The sequence below is a fragment of the Providencia sp. PROV004 genome, from assembly GCF_011045615.1.
Lineage (GTDB): Bacteria > Pseudomonadota > Gammaproteobacteria > Enterobacterales > Enterobacteriaceae > Providencia > Providencia rettgeri.
The window spans coordinates 2,482,784-2,504,515 of record NZ_CP042859.1 but is presented as its reverse complement, the minus strand read 5'-3'; the positions used below and the strand labels follow the sequence as shown (position 1 = coordinate 2,504,515).

At 38.0% G+C, this 21,732-nt stretch carries 27 protein-coding genes; 11 read left to right on the top strand and 16 right to left on the bottom strand.

From position 1 onward, the window contains the following. The first annotated feature begins 6 nt into the window (after positions 1 to 6). The 3 genes from FVA69_RS11155 to FVA69_RS11145 all read left to right on the top strand — a co-directional run bounded on the left by FVA69_RS11155 (position 7) and on the right by FVA69_RS11145 (position 2,430). Entirely contained in the window at positions 7 to 429 is a 423-nt protein-coding gene (locus FVA69_RS11155) for a helix-turn-helix domain-containing protein (RefSeq protein ID WP_004910820.1), read from the top strand. A gap of 105 nt (positions 430 to 534) precedes the next feature. Next, positions 535 to 1,494: an acetyl-CoA carboxylase carboxyl transferase subunit alpha gene (gene accA, locus FVA69_RS11150; protein ID WP_164528845.1), complete on the top strand. Its 960-nt coding sequence runs from the start codon at positions 535 to 537 to the stop codon at positions 1,492 to 1,494. A 45-nt stretch (positions 1,495 to 1,539) separates the two neighbouring features. After that, positions 1,540 to 2,430, top strand: coding sequence for a LysR family transcriptional regulator (locus tag FVA69_RS11145; protein ID WP_117161936.1), 891 nt, complete (start codon positions 1,540 to 1,542; stop codon positions 2,428 to 2,430). Here the strand turns inward: FVA69_RS11145 and FVA69_RS11140 are convergent, their stop codons facing one another. The 6 genes from FVA69_RS11140 to FVA69_RS11115 all read right to left on the bottom strand — a co-directional run bounded on the left by FVA69_RS11140 (position 2,431) and on the right by FVA69_RS11115 (position 6,020). Beyond that, positions 2,431 to 2,889, bottom strand: coding sequence for an RES family NAD+ phosphorylase (locus tag FVA69_RS11140; RefSeq protein ID WP_004910825.1), 459 nt, complete (start codon positions 2,887 to 2,889; stop codon positions 2,431 to 2,433). Beyond that, the gene (gene parS, locus FVA69_RS11135) at positions 2,886 to 3,347 is read right to left on the bottom strand and encodes a type II RES/Xre toxin-antitoxin system antitoxin (RefSeq protein ID WP_004910826.1); all 462 of its coding nucleotides are present in this window, start codon (positions 3,345 to 3,347) and stop codon (positions 2,886 to 2,888) included. The genes FVA69_RS11140 and parS overlap by 4 nt, the downstream gene beginning before the upstream one ends. An 88-nt stretch (positions 3,348 to 3,435) precedes the next feature. Beyond that, positions 3,436 to 3,903, bottom strand: a complete 468-nt coding sequence (locus FVA69_RS11130; RefSeq protein ID WP_109912201.1) for a DUF1456 family protein — start codon at positions 3,901 to 3,903, stop codon at positions 3,436 to 3,438. Between the two features lie 191 nt (positions 3,904 to 4,094). After that, complete coding sequence (locus FVA69_RS11125; RefSeq protein ID WP_004910828.1) at positions 4,095 to 4,409, bottom strand: AzlD domain-containing protein; 315 nt, start codon at positions 4,407 to 4,409, stop codon at positions 4,095 to 4,097. Beyond that, positions 4,406 to 5,107: an AzlC family ABC transporter permease gene (locus FVA69_RS11120; protein ID WP_123381951.1), complete on the bottom strand. Its 702-nt coding sequence runs from the start codon at positions 5,105 to 5,107 to the stop codon at positions 4,406 to 4,408. Before FVA69_RS11120 ends, FVA69_RS11125 begins: the two co-directional genes overlap by 4 nt. 58 nt (positions 5,108 to 5,165) lie before the next feature. Continuing rightward, positions 5,166 to 6,020, bottom strand: a complete 855-nt coding sequence (locus FVA69_RS11115) for a helix-turn-helix transcriptional regulator (protein ID WP_164528844.1) — start codon at positions 6,018 to 6,020, stop codon at positions 5,166 to 5,168. A gap of 485 nt (positions 6,021 to 6,505) precedes the next feature. Here FVA69_RS11115 and leuE point away from each other — a divergent pair, with 485 nt between their 5' ends. Both leuE and FVA69_RS11105 read left to right on the top strand, forming a co-directional pair. Further along, positions 6,506 to 7,147, top strand: a complete 642-nt coding sequence (gene leuE, locus FVA69_RS11110; RefSeq protein WP_164528843.1) for a leucine efflux protein LeuE — start codon at positions 6,506 to 6,508, stop codon at positions 7,145 to 7,147. A gap of 292 nt (positions 7,148 to 7,439) precedes the next feature. Continuing rightward, positions 7,440 to 7,913 carry an NUDIX hydrolase gene (locus FVA69_RS11105; protein ID WP_109912202.1) on the top strand — a complete coding sequence of 158 codons (474 nt, stop codon included), beginning with the start codon at positions 7,440 to 7,442 and terminating at the stop codon, positions 7,911 to 7,913. Positions 7,914 to 7,954: 41 nt separating this feature from the next. Here the strand turns inward: FVA69_RS11105 and FVA69_RS11100 are convergent, their stop codons facing one another. Next, entirely contained in the window at positions 7,955 to 8,569 is a 615-nt protein-coding gene (locus FVA69_RS11100) for a LysE family translocator (protein ID WP_109912203.1), read from the bottom strand. A gap of 151 nt (positions 8,570 to 8,720) precedes the next feature. Here FVA69_RS11100 and FVA69_RS11095 point away from each other — a divergent pair, with 151 nt between their 5' ends. Next, positions 8,721 to 9,605: a LysR family transcriptional regulator gene (locus tag FVA69_RS11095; RefSeq protein WP_164529346.1), complete on the top strand. Its 885-nt coding sequence runs from the start codon at positions 8,721 to 8,723 to the stop codon at positions 9,603 to 9,605. 133 nt (positions 9,606 to 9,738) lie between these two features. Continuing rightward, positions 9,739 to 10,842 carry a D-alanine--D-alanine ligase gene (gene ddlA, locus FVA69_RS11090; RefSeq protein ID WP_004910839.1) on the top strand — a complete coding sequence of 368 codons (1,104 nt, stop codon included), beginning with the start codon at positions 9,739 to 9,741 and terminating at the stop codon, positions 10,840 to 10,842. A 47-nt stretch (positions 10,843 to 10,889) separates the two neighbouring features. Here the strand turns inward: ddlA and FVA69_RS11085 are convergent, their stop codons facing one another. The 5 genes from FVA69_RS11085 to hisN form a co-directional block, all read right to left on the bottom strand. Next, positions 10,890 to 11,441: an adenylate kinase gene (locus FVA69_RS11085; protein ID WP_164528842.1), complete on the bottom strand. Its 552-nt coding sequence runs from the start codon at positions 11,439 to 11,441 to the stop codon at positions 10,890 to 10,892. Positions 11,442 to 11,559: 118 nt separating this feature from the next. Further along, positions 11,560 to 12,333 carry a GNAT family N-acetyltransferase gene (locus tag FVA69_RS21680; RefSeq protein ID WP_004910844.1) on the bottom strand — a complete coding sequence of 258 codons (774 nt, stop codon included), beginning with the start codon at positions 12,331 to 12,333 and terminating at the stop codon, positions 11,560 to 11,562. 3 nt (positions 12,334 to 12,336) lie between these two features. After that, a complete protein-coding gene (locus FVA69_RS21675) occupies positions 12,337 to 12,729 on the bottom strand; it encodes a hypothetical protein (RefSeq protein WP_226537845.1) in 393 nt (130 codons plus the stop codon). 327 nt (positions 12,730 to 13,056) lie between these two features. Next, a complete protein-coding gene (locus FVA69_RS11070; RefSeq protein WP_164528841.1) occupies positions 13,057 to 14,217 on the bottom strand; it encodes an MFS transporter in 1,161 nt (386 codons plus the stop codon). Between the two features lie 27 nt (positions 14,218 to 14,244). Then, on the bottom strand, positions 14,245 to 15,045 hold the full coding sequence (gene hisN / locus FVA69_RS11065) for a histidinol-phosphatase (protein ID WP_164528840.1): 801 nt from the start codon (positions 15,043 to 15,045) through the stop codon (positions 14,245 to 14,247). Positions 15,046 to 15,133: 88 nt separating this feature from the next. Here hisN and FVA69_RS11060 point away from each other — a divergent pair, with 88 nt between their 5' ends. The 3 genes from FVA69_RS11060 (at position 15,134) to FVA69_RS11050 (ending at position 17,537) form a co-directional block, all read left to right on the top strand. After that, positions 15,134 to 15,904 carry a DeoR/GlpR family DNA-binding transcription regulator gene (locus FVA69_RS11060; protein WP_164528839.1) on the top strand — a complete coding sequence of 257 codons (771 nt, stop codon included), beginning with the start codon at positions 15,134 to 15,136 and terminating at the stop codon, positions 15,902 to 15,904. A 111-nt stretch (positions 15,905 to 16,015) separates the two neighbouring features. Then, complete coding sequence (locus FVA69_RS11055; protein ID WP_164528838.1) at positions 16,016 to 16,936, top strand: alpha/beta hydrolase family protein; 921 nt, start codon at positions 16,016 to 16,018, stop codon at positions 16,934 to 16,936. Position 16,937: 1 nt separating this feature from the next. Beyond that, the gene (locus FVA69_RS11050; protein ID WP_164528837.1) at positions 16,938 to 17,537 is read left to right on the top strand and encodes a LysE family translocator; all 600 of its coding nucleotides are present in this window, start codon (positions 16,938 to 16,940) and stop codon (positions 17,535 to 17,537) included. A gap of 40 nt (positions 17,538 to 17,577) precedes the next feature. Here FVA69_RS11050 and FVA69_RS21670 read toward each other — a convergent pair whose 3' ends face one another. Beyond that, positions 17,578 to 18,360, bottom strand: coding sequence for a GNAT family N-acetyltransferase (locus FVA69_RS21670; protein ID WP_164528836.1), 783 nt, complete (start codon positions 18,358 to 18,360; stop codon positions 17,578 to 17,580). A gap of 184 nt (positions 18,361 to 18,544) precedes the next feature. Here FVA69_RS21670 and yqfB point away from each other — a divergent pair, with 184 nt between their 5' ends. Beyond that, the gene (gene yqfB, locus FVA69_RS11040; protein WP_004910859.1) at positions 18,545 to 18,874 is read left to right on the top strand and encodes a N(4)-acetylcytidine aminohydrolase; all 330 of its coding nucleotides are present in this window, start codon (positions 18,545 to 18,547) and stop codon (positions 18,872 to 18,874) included. Between the two features lie 307 nt (positions 18,875 to 19,181). Here yqfB and FVA69_RS11035 read toward each other — a convergent pair whose 3' ends face one another. From FVA69_RS11035 to FVA69_RS11025, 3 genes are all read right to left on the bottom strand, one after another. Further along, the gene (locus tag FVA69_RS11035; RefSeq protein WP_004910861.1) at positions 19,182 to 20,048 is read right to left on the bottom strand and encodes an SDR family oxidoreductase; all 867 of its coding nucleotides are present in this window, start codon (positions 20,046 to 20,048) and stop codon (positions 19,182 to 19,184) included. A gap of 28 nt (positions 20,049 to 20,076) precedes the next feature. Then, a complete protein-coding gene (locus tag FVA69_RS11030; RefSeq protein ID WP_109912216.1) occupies positions 20,077 to 20,598 on the bottom strand; it encodes a GNAT family N-acetyltransferase in 522 nt (173 codons plus the stop codon). A 130-nt stretch (positions 20,599 to 20,728) separates the two neighbouring features. Further along, positions 20,729 to 21,718, bottom strand: a complete 990-nt coding sequence (locus FVA69_RS11025; RefSeq protein WP_004910863.1) for a D-cysteine desulfhydrase — start codon at positions 21,716 to 21,718, stop codon at positions 20,729 to 20,731. Positions 21,719 to 21,732: the final 14 nt, after the last annotated feature.

The following is a 21,732-nucleotide window of genomic DNA, read 5'->3' as shown; positions in this document are numbered from 1 at the left end:
TATCTCATGCATGATGAACTAGATATTTCTCAAGTTAGCCAATTATCAGGTTTAGCGGCATCAACCTTACGTTATTATGAAGAAAGAGGTTTGATTAAACCGATAGGCCGCAAGGGGTTAAAACGGGTTTATCATGGGAAAGATGTTATGACCCGCTTATCTTTAATTGCATTAGGGCAGGAAGCTAAATTTTCACTCGACGAAATTGCTACCATGCTCAATCATAAGGATGGCCCTAATATTGAACGTGCGAGCTTACTCGAAAAAGCCGAGGAGATTGAGCAAACCATACAGGGGTTATCTGCATTAAAAAAAGGTATTTTACACATTGCGAATTGCCCTGAAAAAAATCACTTTTTATGCCCTAATTTTCAAAAAATCATGGAAAATAGTTTAAAATTAAATCAATTGAAGAAAAATCAACGCTAAATAACTATCCCACTTTTGGTAATAATCAATCCTATTTTCAGGCATGGAATGGGATTGATTCTCTGGTTACACTCCTAAGATTGCAGTTACCATTTTAGGAACGATATGACTAACCATTTTCTTGCATTTGAGAAACCCATTGTTGAACTTAATGATAAAATTGAGGCGCTTATTGCCTTCAAACAGAAAGGGCACCCTTCAGAAATTAAATTAGATGAAGAAATCCAGCTCTTGAAAAAAAAGAGTCATTCGCTGACGAAAACGATATTTGCATCTCTTGGGGCATGGGAAATTGTTCAATTAGCTAGGCATCCATTAAGGCCTTATCCTCTTGATTATATTTCATTAATATTTACTGAATTTCAAGAATTAGCCGGTGACCGTGCTTTTGCTGATGATAAGGCGCTGGTGGGGGGGCTTGCTCGTTTGGATGGTAGGCCGGTTATGGTGCTGGGGCAACAAAAAGGGCGTACAACAAAAGAGAAAGTTATGCGTAATTTTGGTATGCCGTCGTCAGAAGGCTACCGCAAAGCACTCCGTTTGATGAAAATGGCGGAACGTTTCCACTTACCTGTATTGGTATTTATTGATTCTGCGGGAGCTTATCCTGGCGTTGGCGCTGAAGAGCGCGGACAAGCAGAAGCCATTGCTCGTAATATTATGGAAATGTCGCTCTTAAAAACGCCCATTATTTGTGTCATTACAGGTGAAGGTTGTTCTGGTGGTGCGTTAGGCATTGGTGTGGGGGATCGTATTAATATGTTGGAATACAGTACTTATGCAGCGATATCTCCGGAAGGTTGTGCTTCTATTTTATGGAAAGACTCTCAAAAGGCACAAATTGCAGCAGAAGTGATGGGAATGACTGCTCCACGGTTAAAAGAACTAGGCATTATCGATACCATTATTTCAGAGCCTTTGGGTGGAGCTCACCGTGACTATCAGTTAGCTGCAGAACAATTAAAACAACAATTACTCACTGATTTAAATGAGTTAATTCAATTAGACATGGAAGTATTGCTGGCAGAGCGGTATCAAAAAATAATGGATTTTGGATACTGCTAATGCTATTAGTTCAGATTAATAGAGAGTGAACTGTAGGGATTAGAAATGGCTGTTGACCTGAATTTATTGAAAGTATTTATTGCCGTTGCGACACAAGGAAATTTTGTCAATGCGGCAAAATTACTTTCAATGCCAACATCGAATGTGAGCCGTTATATTAAACAGTTGGAACAACAACTTAACAGCCAGTTAATTGAACGTACAACCCGGCAAATGCGGCTAACTGAAACAGGAAATATTTTATTTGAGCAAAGCCAAAGGTTAGTTAGTGAATTAGAGCAGATTGTGGTGCAAATTTGTCATCCACAACAACTTACTGGAACGTTACGGCTAACTATCCCCAGTGAATTTGGTAGTCTATTATTCGCGGATTTATTAGCGAAGTTTGCATTATTACACCCACAATTAAATATTCACTGTGATACACAATTAATGCCTCAAGATGTTATTAGTGATGATATTGATTTATTACTCACATTTCATCGCGGTCACCTTGAGGACAGTAGCTATCACTCACGTTTAATCAAATCATGGCAAAGTGTTGTAGTTGCCGCTCCCCAATTAATTGAACAAGTAGGAAAACCATGTTTATTTAAGGACTTAGCTAATATGCCGTGTATTTCAAGCTTGAGTGCATTGCAGGGGCAACCATGGATATTTATTGATTCAGAGGGTTTACAGCAAAAAGTGATAATTAACAGTAATTATCGAGTAAATAGTGGCATTCTAGCTCACGCTGCCGCAATGAACGGCGTTGGTTATGCCATTCTGGCATTAGAAGCGTGTGCCGAACAGATTACACAGAATAAATTAGTGCAAATAGAATTCGATGGAGTATCACCAGCCCCAATAGAGCTGCGCGCGGTTTATGCGAGCCGTAGTGCATTATCACCGAAGATAGACACTTTTTTACAGTATTTGTTAGCAAATATTTAACTATGCTAAGCGTGGGTCAACACTAAAATCCAGCGGTTTAACGGTATGTATGGCTTTTTGAAATTGCGGGTGCAACGGGTTAATAATTGCATTGTATTCGTAGGGAATAATACAAGAGGGAATTAATAATACTAAGCTATCTTGGTTATTTAGCCATGTAGTACCAATATCCATGGTAGAAGTTGGCGCTGGGTCTTGCTGCCAATCTGTTGGAAGGTGGTCTAACGATAATTTCATCACGTACCTGTCATTGATATCGATGGATAGCAAACTGAACTGGTTTAATAGTAAGTCTTGATTGATGTGAACGAGTATTTCAAGGGTGGCTAATGAAATACTGGTTGAAGTATAAACAGCGGGAGTTCCTTTATGATTCCAACGCCCACCGTAGAGCATGGCTCCTTGACCAGACCATGCATCGTGAATAAAACTGGATTTAACCAATCGATACAAAATCATGAAAACACACCATGCTCAATGCGGCCAATCAAATCAATTACCTCAATGGCTCCACTTTCTGTCGCAATAAGCTCAATAGGGCGTAAATGGCCTAACCCTTTAACGGGGTGATTAAGCCAATCACCTGCTGCATGTTTATCTCCATTAAATAAACGCACTGCCGCATCGAATACGCGTACTAGACGAGCAATTCGTTCGCTTTCATCAGCATTGAGGGGTTGGCCTGCATTTTTGCGACGAGCAATATTGCGTTCATTAATGCCGGATATCCGTAATAATTCAGTTTTACTCATCCCTGACCATTCTTGGATATTGTCTAAAACAGAGACAGACAGCCCTTGGCGTAAGAAGTGGGTCAATTCAATACCACGTTCGGCAGGTAACCCTACATGGCGCCATAGTGGTTTAAAAGATGAAGCAGTCGGTTGAAGTGGGGTTGTGGGGATATAGTTTCTCATTTGAACCTCCTGACATTTGTCATTTTCATTATAGACAAATGTCAGAAAAATGCAAAATTAATGAACAAAAAACAAACAGAGGAAATAGTTATTTATCACCACGTAGACGAATTGTCAGGCCTTTTAGGAAGTAACGCAATAATTGGTCCCCACATTCGCGATAGTTTTTATGTCCTGGTTTACGAAAAACAGCGTTAAGCTCAGGTTTGGATACACGAAAATCAACAAGCTGATAGATTTCAATCATATCTGTATCTTTTAATTCAAAAGCTACGCGTAATTTTTTGAGCATAATATTGTTATTAAGGCGGCTATCAACGTCAGGTGCGGGATGATTTTCATCTTTACCACGGCGGTGATAGATTAAACCATTCAGAAAATGCCCCATTACATTGTCATTGCACTCAACATATTCAGGCTCATTATCTTTTTTTAACCAAGTCACCATTTCTTCTTTTGTAACAGCCAAATCTGCGAGTTTTACGATTTTAACCATTTGGGCATCGCTTAGATCCAACATATAGCGAACACTACGTAAAACATAATTATTAAGCATGGTATTGTATTATCCATTATCTATAAAAGTTAATTGGCTATTTATTGAGTAAGTAAGGCCAATAAAGTATTCACTATGACAATCAATGACAGGGTGAAATTGAAAAGGAATGTATTTTGAGAGGGGCATATTATGAGGGATTAACCAAGATAAAGCAAAGCGTTGAACGATGCTTTATCTTGAATATTAAGTTAACCGATAAAATAAATAAGGGAATAGAAAAATACTAAAGTAAGACCGACAGTTAACAGCATATTTTTCAATACTGAGGCAACAATGACACAGAATAACGCCCCCCATAAATAAGGATTATCTGGGAAGGAGCGTAGATCATGGTTTTCTAATAGGATAACAGGGGCACAAATTGCGGTTAGCAAGCAAGGCGCTGAGTACCCTAGTGCTTGACGAACCACGAGGGGCAGACGTATTGGTAACTGTGGTATTAGGAAAATATAACGTAGAGTAAAAACAACTGCTGTTAAGGTAATAATTAAAAGCCAAATCATTTTTCCTCCTTCAATAAACGTGAAACGGCCACCGATACAAACATCCCACCCACACCAGCGATAACAATAGCACTACTAAAGGAGTACATTGAAAGTACGATGGCGACAACGAGTGAAAAAATAACACCACAAAGCGTACTTATTTTTCTTGTTAGTGGAACGACGATTGCAAGCAAAGTTGCAACCACAGAAAAATCGAGATGTAAGCGGCTCAAATCGCCCACAATATTGGCCATCGCAATCCCACAAAGGCTGGCGATTAACCAAACGATATAAAAACTAAACCCAGCACCAAAGAGATAGGGAAAACTTAAACTTTGGCGTTTAGCTGCGCTAATCGCAAATAATTCATCTGTTAATAAAAAGCCGATACTAAGGCGCTGGGGCGTTGTAAAGTCTTTAACTTGAGGGCGTAATGTCAGCCCATAAAGTAAGTGCTGAGAAGTGATAAAAAAAACAGAGATAACAATCGTGATATAGCCCGCACCTGAATTTAGCAATCCAAGGGTGACTAACTGTGCTGCGCCTGCAAATACCATTGCAGACATCGCCACACTTTGCCAGAAATCGAGACCTGTTTCGACCGCCATTGAACCTGCTAATACCCCCCATGGAATAACAGCAAGATTAAGAGGAGCGGTATGAACAGCTCCTGTCATCATCGCTTTTTGCCATTGGTTACTTTGTTGTGATGCCATTTAAACTAACCTTGTTGTAATTATGAACACTTTTATAATTTGATTGATTTTAAAGATATTAAATATTAGTAGATAGAATAAAATTGCTCTTTTCACCGATCCGATGCCGAATAAAATTCCCAGGGGTAACTCCAAGGGCCTGTTTAAAATGTCGAGTGAAATGACTTTGGTCGGAAAAACCGCATTGGTTTGAGACTTCTGCAGGCGTATTTCCTGCTAATAACAGTTTTTTTGCCTTGTGTAAGCGGGCTTGTACTAAGAATGCGTGTGGTGTAATCCCTGTATGCAATTTAAACTGTCGTAGAAAGTGCCATTGGCTAAAACCTGATATTTCGGCTAATTGGCTTAATGAATGTTCTTGTTCGCAGGTGTTGATGAGCAAGTCACAAATTTGTTCTATGCGTTGCTTTGCGGGTGTTATTTCTGTTAATTCAATTTTAGTGCGGTTGTAACGTAAGGTTAGCCAACTTAAAGAGGATAACAACAAGGTTTCCTTGAAAAGGGTATTACCTGATTGAGGTAATAGATTAAACAATAAGCGGAGTTGGGCGCTAAGCCCTGCATCCTGTATCACTGCAATAGGAAACCAGGGTACCAGCCCTTGGTGCTCTGTTGTTAAACCGAGTGTGAGTTGGGTAAAAAGTTCTGGAGTAGGGTAAATAGCCTGATAAGACCAGCCATTTTCCATTGCTGATGAGCCAGTGTGAATTTCATCGGCATTAACTAAAATTATATCCCCTTTAGGCGCGTAGTGGTTTTCGCCAGTACGGAAAAATTGTTGTGCGCCTTCTTCGATAACACCAATGCAAAACCCTTCATGACTATGGCGAGAAAATTTTTGTTGATGATAACGGGCTTTGATCATTTCAAGGCCGCTGAGTTCCTCTAGATGAAAATAGTTAGCGCTTTCCATGGAATTCCTAAAATAATAATGATTAATAACTCAATATTTTTTAATAAAATGTTAAAAGAAAATAATCTTAGCTTGCTATTAAATGAGGTGTTTTAATTTTATACAGTTTTTATCCAACGTTACTTTTAAATAGCACCGACATTTATGTTATAACGTGAAACCTCACTCAAATCACTATTACTATTCCATTTGTTTTTGTGGTGTTAAATTCTTTGTTATTAACAAATGCTGGTATTAATCACTGTCTTGCTAGGTGTTTGTAGTCCGCTTCTGATTAAGTTGGTTTGCGTGGTTTATTGTTCTTGTTAGGTGTGTTACTTCATTGCTATAAAACCAGATTATTTTAATTTGTTGAAATTATATTTTATATTTACATTATTCATTAGTGATATCTTTTATGGAGTGAATAAAGTCTGTATCATAATAAATATAAAGAAATTATGTGAATTTTTTGTTATAACTTTTATTGAGTTAGCGGGTTTCCTATGCTTGAAAATCTCGGTATTACAAACTTATGGACTTATCTTATCGGTGTTATTTTTATTACATTGGTACCAGGCCCTAATTCTTTATTTGTTTTAACTAGCAGTGCGAAATATGGTGTGAAAAATGGTTATAAAGCAGCATTAGGTGTCTTTACAGGAGATGCTATGCTCATTTTTCTATCATTTTTAGGGGTTGCATCTTTAGTGAAAACATCGCCTATCTTTTTTAGTGTTATAAAATACGCAGGGGCGGCTTATTTATTTTATTTAGGGATTAAAACCTTATATAGCGTATTGCATAAGAAAGAAAATACAGGTGATGTTGATTCAATTACTTTAGAAACCAAGGGTACCTATAAAAAAGCCGTTTTTTTAAGTTTACTAAACCCTAAAATGATCATTTTTTATGTTTCATTTTTTATCCAATTCATTGATCCAGCTTACCCAAGCGCGGGTGTGCCATTTTTTATTCTTGGCGCCATTTTAGAAGCCTGTAGCATGATTTATTTATCACTATTGATTTTTGGCGCGGTTGCCGTAACGAATATGGTTAAACATAATAAAAAGCTATCTAAATTATCTAATAGTTGTATTGGCGCTGTATTCTTGATGTTTGGAGCAAAACTTGCACTAACCGCATAATAGTTTTATCAGAAATAGCCGGCCCAAGCGCTGGCTATTTTTTTATCACTGTTACCCACTCACTAGCTTCCGTTTAGTGTCTTCCTTGCCCGTTTGACGGTATAGTGTTTGCATGCCTGGCGTGTATATCTAGTTAGCATCTCAGTCATTAAAGCTATTGTTGCAGTCAATGAAAATACGCAAGTGACATTAGCAGAGTTAATGCCTTATGACTGGAAGGCCGCGAGGTGTTAAGCTCGAAAATAAAAATACAACGTAGAAATAGTAAAATGGAAAAAAGGGCAATGATAGGATGAACGAGGAAGTTAAACATTTTACGGCAACAGCAATGATCCGTAATGAGCATGGTGAATTTTTATTACACGAACATCAAAAGCTTGGTTTTTGGTTACCTCCGGGGGGCCACATCGAAGTGAATGAAGAGCCACAGCATGCTGTTTTTCGAGAAGTTCTTGAGGAAACTGGGTTAGAGTGCCAAGTAGTCAGTTGTGGTTTCCCGTTTGCATCACAAATCCATGATTCATCCCATACACAAGTACTGCCGTTGCCTATCGCTATCTTGAAAGAGTTTATTGTCGATAAAAAGAAAGGTAACCATTGGCATATTGATATGATTTATTTATGTGAGTTATTGCCTTCATCACAACCGCCTTTTGCACCATTTGAATGGGTGCCATTTGAGGCGCTCGCCAAACTCAATATTCCAGCCGACGTGATTGAGTTGGCGAAAGTGGTCAATGAATATTATCGGTTGCAGGGTAAATAGTTATCATGAATGTGGACATGGGTAGGAATGTAAGTACAAGATTAATTTATATTAAAGAATAATAAAGATAGTCCCAATAGAATGAGTAGTGCACCAATTGTTCTATCCATAATAAATTGGTAGTTAAGAATTTTGTTTCGTACTACGGGTGTCGCAAAGAAAATAGCAATTAGACTAAACCAAAGCCAATGAGCGAAAGAAATAAATAGGCCATAACTTAAATTTAACCAAATTGAGTTCTGTGTACTGATAACTTGGCTGTACACAGAAACTACAAAAAACATGGTTTTTGGGTTTAAAGCATTCGTCAAAAAACCATTTTTAAAAGCGTTTAAGGCAGATAATGGCCTTGATACTGCGTTATTTGAGGATATTTTTACTTTATTTGTTAATGATTTAAATCCGATATACACCAAGTAAATTACACCAATAAGTTTAACTATTAAGAATAATGTTGGTGAATTCATGATGACCAGCGTGATACCAAAAACGGTATAGAACACATGAACCTGTACCCCAATAGCGATACCTAGCGCACACAATAAGCCTGTTTTAATGCCATAGGTATAACTATTGCGAGTTACCATAGCGAAGTCAGGCCCTGGACTAATTACGGCTAAAATGGTGATGGTCGCAACTGCAATAACTTCATTCATATTAATTTCCTGAAAGGTAATAGAAACAGACTAAAAATGTATTTACTTTGAAATAATTTGTTTATTTATTGTTTTTATTATCAATGGATTGAATAAAACTAAAAAGCGATTTATCCTGACGCAAATCTGTCAGTTTTTGTTACCTATATATATGAAACTACCACCGTTAACATCATTACGTTTTTTTGATACTGCTGCGAAAGCAGGCAGTTTTGTGAAGGCAGCAAAAGAGCTAAATGTGACTCATAGTGCGATTAGCCGACAAATTCGTTTATTAGAAGAATATCTTGGTGTTGAGTTATTCGAACGAAGGAACCGAGCTGTTTTTTTAACGGCTAACGGGCAAATATTGTTACAAACAACTAGTTCGATATTTGAACAGCTTAAAGACGGTGTTGAAAAGATAAAAAGTAGCACGTTTCCTAATGTTGTTAGCTTGTCTTGTGAACCAACAATTGCAATGAAGTGGTTAATTCCTCGACTTACGCATTTTTATCAACAATATCCTCATATTACGGTACATCTAGTTGCCGCAGGTGGTGTTATTGATTTTACAAAAGCGAACGTTGATTTAGCATTGAGGCGTAATGATTTTAAATGGAATGACAATCTTTTTGCAGTAAAAGTTTGTTCAGAACGCATGGGGGTTGTGGTTCGGCCTGGACTTGATCTTAAGAAAAACTTTGCTCATATACCACAACTGTCGACGACATCTAGACCCAATGCATGGACAACTTGGCAGAATATAAAAAAAGTTACTCTTCCAAATGGTAAAACTATTACATATGAGCACTTTTACTTGTGCATTCAAGCTGCATTGGCGGGGCAAGGAGCAGCGCTTGCATCATTTTTGATGGTTGCGGATGAAGTACAATCAAAGCAATTAGCCGCACCATATGGTTTCATTGAAGATAGTTCTGCGTATTATTTATTGTCATCGAAACCTATTGAAAAGGGCAGTGCAGCAGCTATTTTTACCCAGTGGCTAATAGAGCAGGTGAATATCAGTATTGAAACCCTGATTGACGGAAGATAATTACCTATCAAAAAAAGAAGGTTTGATTATAAAGCCAGCGAACCCTAATGAAAAATAAATAATTTATGTCATAACCATTTCTTTGCGTGCTATATTTCTCTGCTAGGTTTGGTGTTTTATGTCGGAGCAAATAATGAGCAAGATACGAGTAGGTGTTATTTTTGGTGGTCGATCAACAGAACATGAAGTTTCGCTACAGTCCGCTAAAAATATTATCAATGGATTAGATCGCAATAAATTTGATGTATGCCTTTTGGGAATCAATAAAGAAGGGCAATGGCATGAATATAACGAATCTGATTATTTATTGCATGGTGATGACCCGTCTCGTATTGCCTTGAATACACCAAAACGTAGCATTGCACTTGTTCCGGGAAAAACGCGAGAACAATTTATTTCGCTTGAAGATACGAAGCCATTGCCGCAAATTGATGTTATTTTCCCTATTGTTCACGGTAATTTAGGTGAAGACGGTTCGCTGCAAGGCTTATTGCGTATGGCGAATTTACCGTTTGTCGGGCCGGGGGTTTTAGGTTCGTCCGCCTGTATGGATAAAGACGTTACCAAAAGATTACTTAGAGACGCAGGCTTAAATATTGCCCCATTTATTACGGTGTTTAAAAATGAACGTGCAACAACAGAATTTGAAGCCACTGTGGCACTGCTAGGTTTACCGCTATTCATTAAGCCTGCAAATCAAGGTTCATCTGTTGGGATCAGCAAAGTCAGCACTAAATCGGAATTTGAAACGGCTCTGGATTTTGCCTTTTTATTTGATACTAAAGTCCTTATTGAAAGTGCAGTAAAAGGGCGTGAAATTGAGTGTGCAGTATTGGGTAATGAAGCGCCTCTTGCCAGCCCTTGTGGTGAAATCGTGTTGCACGATAATTTTTATGCATACCATACCAAATATATTGATGAGAATGGCGCATCTGTCGTTGCTCCTGCACAATTAGATGAGGCGGTGAGTGATAAAATTCGTGAGATTGCCTTATCCGCATACCGCGCATTAAATTGCTATGGAATGTCCCGTGTGGATGTTTTCTTAACAGAAAATAATGACGTTGTTATCAATGAAATCAACACATTGCCTGGTTTTACGAATATCAGTATGTACCCTAAACTATGGCAGCAAGGCGGTATGACCTATCAGCAATTAATTAGCCGCTTAATTGAGTTAGGAATTGAAAAATTTCAACAAACGGCGATGTTGAAAACGGCATGTAATGAGCTTTAATCGCTGAGATAATACTATCTCGGTAGTTTTTATGACTACCGAGATGTTTATTTACTCTGAACTTGAGCTTTTATCTGTTGTAAAAATAAGTTTGTTTCTTTTGGTGAGGTGAGCCGAACAAACTGAATATGGCGTAAATTGAGATTTGCCATATGACTTAGGTTTCTTTTCTTATTTGGATAGTAAGTCTTTAGCAGCCACAAAATTATCGAATCGCGACTGAAAAAGGCATTTTTCCAACGTTCTTTATTGCCCGTATTTTCCCACAGCTCTTGTCCAGAACGAATGCGCGCTAATGTGCGTGTAATCGACTGATAAAGGGTTCGAGGCAAGGAGTAATCCAACCAAACCACCATGTCGACTTCTTTCCATTTAATGGGTTGAGTCCGTGTATAGTTGCCATCAAGAATCCATCCAGATACCGCTTTATCTAATGTAGCGGCGAGTTTCTGGTTAAGCTCATCATCTGAAGAACCTTGCCAATTTGCTAGCCAATATAAGCTATCTAACTCAATAGAAGGGACATTTAATAACAAAGAAAGTTGCTGGCAAAGGGTACTTTTACCGCTGCCACTAGTGCCAATAATATTAATTTTCATATGTAAACATCAGACAATTTTGTCACTAGGGTTGATCTGGAAATGACTGAATTTGGAACCATTGTATGAACAATGATCCCAGATTAGATGCCTCTACAAATAACACTATTGCTTTAAATTATTTGCACCAGACATAATTGATGTAACGAAATAATGGCACAAAACCAAATTTTTTATACAGGTCAAATCCTGCTTCTGAAGCATCAAGGAAACAGTGCTCTACACCTTGCTGGCGACAAAATGCTAAAGCATAATCAATGAGTTGTGATGCATAGCCATTACCTTGATGGCTTGGCTCAGTACCAATATCATCAAAACGGGCTAACGTTCCTTCAATTGTTACGGTCATTGAGGTCGCTGGCTCTCCGTTGACGAGCAACACAAGGTGAAATTGTGGTGCGCCTTGTTGCAAAGCATCCTCATGATAACGCACATATTCTTTAATAACCTGGTCGTGCTCTTCAGATAGATAAAATGCGGAAACAAGTGGCTTAGCCCACAAAGACAAATCGTGATTCGCTAAGACGATATCGACTTGGTTATCAGGCAGTTCAACCTCATTTTGTTTTGCTAAGGTCAACGCCATTGCGGTAGTGACGCTGTCACGTTTGTAACCTAGTGACTCAGCCTCAGTTACCACCTGTTGGAGCATCTCTTCGGGGATCACTAAAGTATGGTTTTTCTTCTGTGAAACAAACAGGTTGTGAGCCTGCATAAAGGCGTGACTGGTCGAGTCAGGCTGCAAATAAATGAAGTTAAACGCCGGCGAATTAAGGGGCGTTAAATAGCAAATTGTGTGTTGTGCAATCTGGATACTATGTTCACAAATAGATGTCCAAAATGTTTTTTCAATCGATTGATAATGTCTTAAATAGTACAACGGAATATTCATTTGTCAGTTACCTGATACAAAACGAGTTAATCGATATGGGCCTAATGCGGCTTGTTCTATTCCATGCAAGATTTCATCTTGAGCCAATTGGCATATCAAAGGCGCTAGCGTAATCGCAGCGTGCATACTGATAATATATAAACCTTCAAAATCAGCAACTTTTCCGACAATTGGCATCTCATCTTTAGGCATAGGTCGCATTCCTATGAAAGCGTTTTCAAGATTTAACGTGTTACTACCTATAAATGAATTTTTAATCGTTGTAAGGGCGTTTTGTGCGATAGCCACTGCACTGTGCTCGGGCTTTTCGCTAATATAATCTTCAGCACAGAGTATTTTACCTGAACCTGCTGGTCGTAGCTCCATTTGTGGTGTTGAAATGATATGTTGAACCAATGTTTGTTCGATAGAATCATTGATGTGCGCAATGATAGAGGGAGAGGAGCTAACAGGTAATTCAACATTAAGCGATTACATAAGCGCAGCCGCGCCAGCACCAATAATGATAATCTTTTTTTTTATGAGTAGGGTTCATTTAGCCTCAGTATATATGGAAGTCACTAGCAGAAAAATCAGATGGAATTTTAATAGTTTAATGAATAATTATATATATGAAATCTATAAATAGAGCACGATTGTTCCCATTTTTATCAGATATGAACAATTGATGAGAGAAAACGGAGTGTAAGGCTACAATGCAGTAGCCTTAAGAGATTCAAAAAATTACACACGGATAAAACGAGTTACAAAAGCAATAATAACTAATAATGCAGAAATTAATAATAATGCAGTTGCCAAGGACAATTGAAAAGCAACAAAACCAATAGCTGCAGGTCCAGCCAAAATACCTAAATAGCCTAAAGTTGAAATTGCAGGTACGGCAAGAGCCTCTGGCATCGTTTTTTGCTTCCCTACAGCAGAAAACATCACCGGTACTATATTAGATGAACCCGCACCGACTAATGCAAAACCTATGATGGCAAATATGAGATGAGGAGATAAAACAGCAATAACAAAACCAAGGCAAGCGAGCAAAGCACCTAAAAATACGATACGAGCAGAACCGACTCGCATAACAATTTTGTCGCCCAGTAACCGGCCAATAGTCATGGTTGTGGCGAAAGCCGCAAAACCTAAACCGCCTAAAGTTTCTTTTAATCCATGGTGTTCAATTAGAAATACAGCTCCCCAGTCAAGAACTGCGCCTTCAGCAAGAAAAACGGCAAAACAGACAATCCCAATAACTAAAACAATGCCTTTCGGGATAGCGATAAGGGGGCCAGTTGGGGCGTTAGCGTAGGGGATTAAACCGTTATAGCAAGCCGCTAATAGAACCACCGCAACAATTGAAATAATCATTGATGCCATTGTCGCGGAAACGCCAAGTAGCAAGATAAAACTCATGGTACCTGCACCTGCTATACCCCCGACACTATAAAAACCGTGAAAACCAGACATAATTGGCTTGTCGGATGACTTTTCAACAATAACAGCTTGAATGTTCATCGCGCAATCTGTTAAGCCAATGAAAATTCCAAAAAATAATAAGGCAACGATGATAAAGTTAACTTGCGATAAAGAAGATAAAATGGGGAACAACAAACAAAAGGCGATAGTGGAAAAAACCATTAAGCGGCGGCAGCCATACTTGGCCGCTAATGCTCCGGTCACCGGCATAGCAATAAGTGCCCCTCCACCGAAACATAATAATAGCATGCCAAGGGTGGCATCATTTGCTCCTGTGTTAAGTTTGACATAAGGAACAATGGCTGCCCAGGCCGCGGTAACAAAACCAGCAATAAAAAAAATAATTCGAGTAGAAATTTGCTCACTTTTAGCGGGTATTAAGGAAACATGGCTATTAACTTGTTGAGTAGATTGCATTTTATAGGGCTTCTTAAAAAGATAAAATTAACTACCTGTATTTAAGATAGTCAGAATTTGTTCATGAAGATATGGGCAACCCGTTGCTACAACGGCACCACCTGCTTCAGCTCGGCTGCCATCCAATGTAGTAACTATGCCACCAGCACGTTCTATAATAGGGATTAATGGAACAATATCATAAGGTTCCAGTGCGAATTCGACACAAATATCGATTCTACCCGCTGCTAGCATTGCCATTGCATAGCATTCTCCCCCATAGCGAGTCATTAATACTTGTTTCTCAAGCGCCATAAAATGAATGTCTGATCGTGCGGCAATAGGTTCAGGTGATGTGGTATGCAAGATGGCTTGTTCGAGTTTGACGTGTTTGCGAGTGGATAAGCGATATTGTCCGTGAGAGCTACTGGTCCAGCTTCCGTGTTGGTCTGCCCAAAAGCGTTCACCAATATAGGGTTGGCTCATCATCCCCATGACCGCTTTGCCATGCTCAGTTAGGCCTATCAGGTTTGCCCATAAAGGGAGTCCACAAAGGAAAGGGCGGGTTCCATCGATGGGGTCAAGTACCCATTGAATGGGACCTGTACCCGTTATTCCATATTCTTCACCCATGATAGAATGCGTTGGATAATGTTTAGATATCAGTTCTCGCATGGCTTTTTCTGCGAGCTTATCCGCTTGAGTGACTGGATCGAAGCGATAGTTGGCTTTGAGTTTGTTTTCAATAACACTAAGTTCATTTGCTCGATAGTATTCAAGAGAAATTTTACCGGCTGTATTGGCAAGTTCATGTAAGAAAAAGCTATCTGGTAACTGAGAGTGTGTCATTTAGTTGTCCTCGAGTGCTTGAACAAGATAGTGTTTGACATCTTTTCTTGCTCGATTATGATTGCTAAAAAAGTTAATGAGGAAGTGTATGCTCGATTATGTCGCTTTTCCAGAACAAAGGCAAAATAAAATTCGCCAGTTACTACAAGATGAAGGGCGTGTGGTTTGCACGACGTTAGCCCGTGAAATGCAAGTATCAGAGCATACTATTCGCAGGGATTTAAATGAATTAGCACAAGAAGGCGTTTGTCGTCGAGTCCATGGCGGTGCGGTCAGTATGCTTGAGGAAAAGGGCACATTCGAGCAGAGAACGACACAAAACCAAGATGAAAAAATCAAAATAGCGAAGGCTTGCAATAAACTAGTCAAACAAAATACCTGTATTTTTATTGACTCAGGTTCAACTAACTTAGAAATCGCTCGTTATTTACCTTCAGAGCTATCGTTGACGGTTGTGACTCATTCTCCAGCAATAGCATTAGAACTAATGAAGAAGCCACTATGTGAAGTGATTTTAATTGGTGGAAAATTAAACCGTCAAGTTGGCGCGAGTATTGATATTTCTGCAGTGAATCAAATCAATCAAATCCATTTTGACCAATGCTTTATTGGTGGCTGTGCTTTAGATCCACAAATGGGGGTTTCGATATTTGATTATGAAGAATCTAAATTTAAGAAAATCCTTTTTGAACGCAGTAATCAAGTCATTATGGGGGTAACCGCAGACAAATTACCTGGAGTTGCGAGGTATAAGATTGCCAATTGTGAACAAATTTCAATCTTAGTTATGACAACAGAATTGAATAAACAAACGACTGACTTGTTTACTAATATGGCAATAAAGATTGCACAAGCATAGGCCACATGTCTAACTTTTATCTTGTATCATGAGGGCATTTTAGGTGCTATTTGTTATAAAAAAATCAATATAATATCTTCGAAAGGCCCTTATAGACATGATGAGTGCGCGATGAAATTAAAAATGACTACCTTGTTACTTTCACTTTATTCATTGGGTGTATTTGCTCAGAATTTATCTGTGAATATGCAAACCATGCACTTTGCAGGCAAAGAAATAAACTATTACTTAATCCAAAAACAAGCCGAAAAATCAAAGGATTTATTAGTTCTATTACAAGGCTCTGATTGTAAAAGCGTCATTAATAATCCAAACATGCTGAAAAATTTCGGTGTGGTATTTCCTGATAATGATATTTTATTAGTTGAAAAAACAGGGTTAAACAACCTAGTGGGGGCTAATGATGAAGAAGCTTCGGAAGAAGAGTGTCCTGTTGACTATATGTCGAAAGACTCGCCATTAGAACGCGCCAATAATTATGTAGCAGTATTACAACAATTAAAAAATGATTATCAACACATAGTGCTATTAGGCGGAAGTGAAGGTGCACTGGTAACTAATTTAATTGTTGCACAAGAAAATTTTATAACCGCATCCGTTGCATTGAATGTCGGCGGACAATATTTTATTAATGATGTTCTGTATAGTATTGAAAATAATACACCTAAAGAAGAAATTGCTAACTCAAAAGAAGGTTTTAAACAATTTGCAGAAGCGGTAAAACAAAAGCAATTAAATAACGACCAATTTGTCAGCGGCCATGGCCCGAAATGGTGGTATGAGATGCTCACCATTGACAATTTAAAACTTATCCAGTCAGTTAAAACTCCACATTTGGTGATACAAACGATGGCGGATACCAACGTGGATGCTCATGGTACAGACAATATGATGAAACAAATTCGTAATCCCCATGTCAGCTACCGAGCATATCAAGATTTAGACCATTTTTTTAAAGATAAAGATGGGCAGTTACATATTGAACAAATTGTGACAGATATTCAACATTGGTACCAAACGGTGACAAAATAAAGTGGATATACTCGGCTTTATCGTTATATTATTCCCCATTGTCGTGTCACCGGGAGCAAGCTTTGCGATTGCTTTAAATAGTGTGTTAAGCCAAGGTATTAGAGGACTGTTTATACCTATTATTGGAACGGGATTAGGCATTTTAACTCATGGTTTTTTAGTTGGAATTGGTTTAAGTAAAATACTGGTTTCTTACCAGTGGGTAATGAATTTAATTGGTATTTTAGGTACATTATATCTATTGTATCTTGCTACTTCATTGATCATTTCAGGAATTAATGCCAGTAAAAGAGAAAGCTCTCAAGAAATAAAAAAAATTACGGTCAAAGATGCTTATTTAGCTAATTTACTTAACCCAAAAGCGATTATTTTATATTTAGTCGTTGTTTCAAAATATGCAGGAGCTGACCCGTCACTTGCTAATTTTCTTGTATTATCACTTATCCATATTATCATGATGGCTTTATGGCTGCTGTTTTCTTGCTCCGCTTTAATTATTTCTTCTTCCTCCCTGAGCGTCTCAACATTACGAAAATACATTAATATTGGTGGTGGAGTGTTGCTATTAGCGATTATACTAGAGCCTTATTTTTTTAGGTAAAGTAAAATGCACCTTATTTATTAAGATGCATTTAATAAAATCATTCCGAAATATAGCTGTAGTAATTAAATATAGGTACAAAACCCAGTCTTTTGTAGATAGATAACCCTTCACTGGATGACTCTAATACACACTGTTTAGCCCCTTGTTGATGGCAAAGGTATAGCGCATGTTTAATAAGTGAAGTCGCGAGCCTTTTACCTTGGTATTGAATATCAGTACCAATATCATCAAGTCGAGCTGTTTCATTATTAAATGTCATAGTTAAGGTTGAGACTGGTTGCTGATCTGCAAATAAGACTAAATGCACCATATTAGTTTGTTTATCAAGTGCTCTTTGGTGATAACGAATATACTCGTCAGTAACAGTTGAGTCACTTTCATCTGTATCAGAATCGACAGGGAATGCTGTAATTAACGGCTGAGCCCAATCCTTGAGTTGATTATTGCTGAACACAACCTGAAAAGCCGCATTAAGCTGCGGTGGTGAATTGTACTGAGATAAAACGTCTTGCGGTAAAATCATTGCGGTTGATTCACCATCATAGATTAACCCCCGTGTTACTATTTCTGACTCAAATAGAGAACGTATTTGGCCATGAACAACAAGGACATAAGGCTTAGCTTGTTGTTTGAACAGCATTTCAGCCTTCTCGTAATCTGAAATGAGCGCACCTTGGTGGAGGTAAATATAATTAAATATAGGCAATGGTAGCTCAGAAAAGTAAGCACTAGTTTGGTTGCTGATTTTCACTACATTTGCACATATTGCAGACCAAAAATAGTGTTCTTGTTGATAGAACAAATTTTCATTGTTATCCATTATGTATACTCAATTTATAGTAGTAGATAATATTTTTATGGCTTGATTGTATATAAAACGCAATGATCGCTATAGTATTCGTATAATTGAAAGCACGAAAAGAACCATTTTATTGCAATTTATTGGGTTTATAAGAAAATAGGTCTTCCTAGAAAAGACATTGCATAAAAATAAGAGAATTATTATGAATAACGCCCCAGACACGATAACCTTTTTTGAGCGTTTACTTCCACTGGTGGTTTCCGGTAAAAAAATTATCACTATCCGTGATAAAAGCGAGAGCGATTATGTTCCTGGGACTATTGTGAAGGTATACGCGCTGGAAACAGGTGAATATTATACTGATATTAAAATATTGTCGGTAGAGCCCATTTCTTATGATGACATTTCTGAATACCACGCTAAGCAAGAAGCCATGAGTCTAGAGACGTTGAAAGCGCTTATCAAAGAGATTTACCCAAACGAGCAATATTTATACGTAATCACTTACCAATTGCTGAATAGCACTGACTGATCACGAATATAGTTTTTTGGCAATTTGTAAAAATGCCTTTGTTGCCGGTGATGCTTGGTTCTCGTTAATAACAGCAAAAGTAATACTACGCTTAACTGGTGGGCTAAGGGGGTTCACCATTAGTGGCTGCGGGTGCAGGGGTATTTATTGCACTAAATCCGCTGAGTGCGGTTATTGTGGGAACTCTATTTCTTAATGAGCAACTCAGTACAGTGACCTTTATTGGCGGAATATTAATTTTTGGAGAATACTTATTGCGAATAAAAAATAATATAAAAATAGGCCAAATTAGAGGCCTATTTTAAGTTTATTTGAATTTTTCTTGATGTTTTAAAATAAATTCTTTTAGTGATGTTGGCGCTTTACCCGTTATAGTTTGAAAATTATCAAAAATTATTCCTGAACGGTCTAATTCCCCATTGGTAAAAGCGACATAATGGTCATAGATACTTTTCATATAAGCGAGTTCTAAATTATTTTTAACGGCATGTTGCCAAAACTCATTGGGATTTTCTGCCTGATAGCTGAAAGGGATCCCCAATTGTTCTGTTAATAATTCAGCTATTTGTGTGTAGTTTTTGTTTTCATAACCAAGACGATAAATTTGGCTTGCATGCTGTTGCGGGTTAAGTAAGCAATAAGCCGCTAGTTCAGCAACATCGGCACAGTCTACCCAACTGAGTACTGCATTGCCAAAATAAGAGCGCAAGACACCTTTTTGTAAGTTTTCATCTCCTTGATAACCCAGTAAGTTTTGCATATAAGATTCGGGGCGAAGGTGAGTAAATTGTATTCCTGACCATTCAATATAGCGTTCAATAAGCTGGTGCCATGCCCAATGGGCCACTTGAGCGCTATCGTCCCCACAGGCACCTAAGTGCACGATATATTTCACGGCCGATTTTTTTGCAATATCAACGAAGACCTTACTTTGTACAAGCATATCAATGGTATAGCCCGTCATCATGAAAACGGAATCTATACCCTGTAAAGCGGTTTCAATAGTATCTGGCTTATCATAATCCATAACAACAGTTCGATAAGGTGTGTTTTTCAACTTAGCAGGATCTCTAACCGCTAAAACAATATCATGATAGCCTTTGTTCTGTAATGATTGGATAAGGTAATGACCAACCTGGCCTGTCGCACCAGTAATAAGAATTGTATTTTTCATGAATATCCTATAGTTACAATATATTCAGTTAAAGTGTTTTGCTCATAATATATTCAAGAGATTTCTGTGTTTCGCTTGTAAATAACATTTCTTTTAGAATATGCATATCGTTTGACTGATAAAATGCCATTGCTCGAGTGTTACTTGCGAGAACATCTAGCCATAGCAAAGAGTCACCTTGTTGTTTTGCGAGCGCTTCAATAAATTTAAATACGGTTTTTCCATAACCTTTACCTGTAGCGCCAGGAGAAAAGTAAAGCTTATTTAACAAAGTACCAACTAAATTAGTTTCAGGTATACAGGAGTGATAGGTTAGTTTTACTAAACCGATTGGGCTCCTATTTTCAATAACATACCAATCAATATGCTGTTGATTAAGGTCTTCAGTGATTTTAGTTGTGCTGTATTCTTGATTTAAATATGAGTTAAGTTCATTTTGGCTATTCCATAATGTAGCAAAATGATGCAAATAACTTTCCGTACCTATTTTATGTAGCAATAACGCGTCGTGTTTCGTTGCTTTTCTTAGTATATGGGGAACTTGGTTCATAAATGTTTTCTCCTGTGCTTTATCAGTGTATAGCAATCAATTGATAAATGTCATAGAAGAGGAAAAATAGAGCATTTTTGGTATTAGAGAGAAGATAAAAGGACTATTTAGCCCTTTTATCTGATGATGATTATTTAATTGTTTGGCTAATATCTGAGTAAGCAAATAACGCTTGGGCTCCACCTGTATGAACAAATAGAATGGGGGTTTTTTCTTCAGAGTTTTCTAAGTAGTCAATTAATCCAGCCATGGCTTTACCGGTATAAACTGGGTCTAATAAAATACCTTCTTGCCTCGCTAATAAATTGATTGCTGCGAGGCCTTTTTGGTTTGGCATTCCGTACATGGGGGTAAAGAAGTTATCCCATAGTTGTACTTTGGGTGTTTTAGTTAGATCCAGCCATTGAGCCAGTTCGGATTGCAATTTTTCAACTTTAGGGGCTTGGTCTTGTTGTTTTCTTGAAACGGTGACACCAATTACTTGGCTTTGTGGTAATAGTTCTTGCAAGCCAATGGCAAGCCCTGCATGCGTTCCAGCACTCCCGGAGGCAACAATAACTTTGTCAAATTCTATATGTTCTGGCTTCTGCTGAGCTATTTCAATAGCACATTGAATATAGCCTAAGGCACCTAATGCATTTGACCCTCCAACAGGGACAATATAGGCATCTTTAAGAGAAAGTGTTTTTATTAATTCTTCCAGTTGAGATTGCGGATCGGTTAGTTCGTCACACATAACACAACGAGTGGCAAATAAATCAGTTAATAATTTATTACCATTATGAAGAAAGTTAGGATTATCGCTTTGAATTGGATTTTCTAACAATGCAACGCATTCAAGCCCATGCATAGCGGCAACTGCGGCTGTTTGGCGGACATGGTTTGATTGAATTGCCCCCGCAGTAACAATAATTTTTGCTTTTTTGGCTAATGCATCAGCCATTAAAAATTCTAGTTTACGCAGTTTATTTCCCCCCATGGCAAGGGGAGTCATATCATCACGCTTTATATAAATCTCACGACCAAACTTACGCGATAAATTATTCAATCGATTAAGTGGAGTCGATGCGTTAAGTAAATCTATTTTTGCAAACTGTGCTAGTCGTTGTTGAAGAGACATCTAAATTCCCAATA

Bases quoted from the DNA above. Each gene is read 5' to 3' on its own strand.
- FVA69_RS11155 (WP_004910820.1), top strand. From the start codon at position 7: ATGCATGATGAACTAGATATTTCTCAAGTTAGCCAATTATCAGGTTTA.
- accA (WP_164528845.1), top strand. From the start codon at position 535: ATGACTAACCATTTTCTTGCATTTGAGAAACCCATTGTTGAACTTAAT.
- FVA69_RS11145 (WP_117161936.1), top strand. From the start codon at position 1,540: ATGGCTGTTGACCTGAATTTATTGAAAGTATTTATTGCCGTTGCGACA.
- FVA69_RS11140 (WP_004910825.1), bottom strand. From the start codon at position 2,889: ATGATTTTGTATCGATTGGTTAAATCCAGTTTTATTCACGATGCATGG.
- parS (WP_004910826.1), bottom strand. From the start codon at position 3,347: ATGAGAAACTATATCCCCACAACCCCACTTCAACCGACTGCTTCATCT.
- FVA69_RS11130 (WP_109912201.1), bottom strand. From the start codon at position 3,903: ATGCTTAATAATTATGTTTTACGTAGTGTTCGCTATATGTTGGATCTA.
- FVA69_RS11125 (WP_004910828.1), bottom strand. From the start codon at position 4,409: ATGATTTGGCTTTTAATTATTACCTTAACAGCAGTTGTTTTTACTCTA.
- FVA69_RS11120 (WP_123381951.1), bottom strand. From the start codon at position 5,107: ATGGCATCACAACAAAGTAACCAATGGCAAAAAGCGATGATGACAGGA.
- FVA69_RS11115 (WP_164528844.1), bottom strand. From the start codon at position 6,020: ATGGAAAGCGCTAACTATTTTCATCTAGAGGAACTCAGCGGCCTTGAA.
- leuE (WP_164528843.1), top strand. From the start codon at position 6,506: ATGCTTGAAAATCTCGGTATTACAAACTTATGGACTTATCTTATCGGT.
- FVA69_RS11105 (WP_109912202.1), top strand. From the start codon at position 7,440: ATGAACGAGGAAGTTAAACATTTTACGGCAACAGCAATGATCCGTAAT.
- FVA69_RS11100 (WP_109912203.1), bottom strand. From the start codon at position 8,569: ATGAATGAAGTTATTGCAGTTGCGACCATCACCATTTTAGCCGTAATT.
- FVA69_RS11095 (WP_164529346.1), top strand. From the start codon at position 8,721: ATGAAACTACCACCGTTAACATCATTACGTTTTTTTGATACTGCTGCG.
- ddlA (WP_004910839.1), top strand. From the start codon at position 9,739: ATGAGCAAGATACGAGTAGGTGTTATTTTTGGTGGTCGATCAACAGAA.
- FVA69_RS11085 (WP_164528842.1), bottom strand. From the start codon at position 11,441: ATGAAAATTAATATTATTGGCACTAGTGGCAGCGGTAAAAGTACCCTT.
- FVA69_RS21680 (WP_004910844.1), bottom strand. From the start codon at position 12,333: ATGAATATTCCGTTGTACTATTTAAGACATTATCAATCGATTGAAAAA.
- FVA69_RS11070 (WP_164528841.1), bottom strand. From the start codon at position 14,217: ATGCAATCTACTCAACAAGTTAATAGCCATGTTTCCTTAATACCCGCT.
- hisN (WP_164528840.1), bottom strand. From the start codon at position 15,045: ATGACACACTCTCAGTTACCAGATAGCTTTTTCTTACATGAACTTGCC.
- FVA69_RS11060 (WP_164528839.1), top strand. From the start codon at position 15,134: ATGCTCGATTATGTCGCTTTTCCAGAACAAAGGCAAAATAAAATTCGC.
- FVA69_RS11055 (WP_164528838.1), top strand. From the start codon at position 16,016: ATGAAATTAAAAATGACTACCTTGTTACTTTCACTTTATTCATTGGGT.
- FVA69_RS21670 (WP_164528836.1), bottom strand. From the start codon at position 18,360: ATGGATAACAATGAAAATTTGTTCTATCAACAAGAACACTATTTTTGG.
- yqfB (WP_004910859.1), top strand. From the start codon at position 18,545: ATGAATAACGCCCCAGACACGATAACCTTTTTTGAGCGTTTACTTCCA.
- FVA69_RS11035 (WP_004910861.1), bottom strand. From the start codon at position 20,048: ATGAAAAATACAATTCTTATTACTGGTGCGACAGGCCAGGTTGGTCAT.
- FVA69_RS11030 (WP_109912216.1), bottom strand. From the start codon at position 20,598: ATGAACCAAGTTCCCCATATACTAAGAAAAGCAACGAAACACGACGCG.
- FVA69_RS11025 (WP_004910863.1), bottom strand. From the start codon at position 21,718: ATGTCTCTTCAACAACGACTAGCACAGTTTGCAAAAATAGATTTACTT.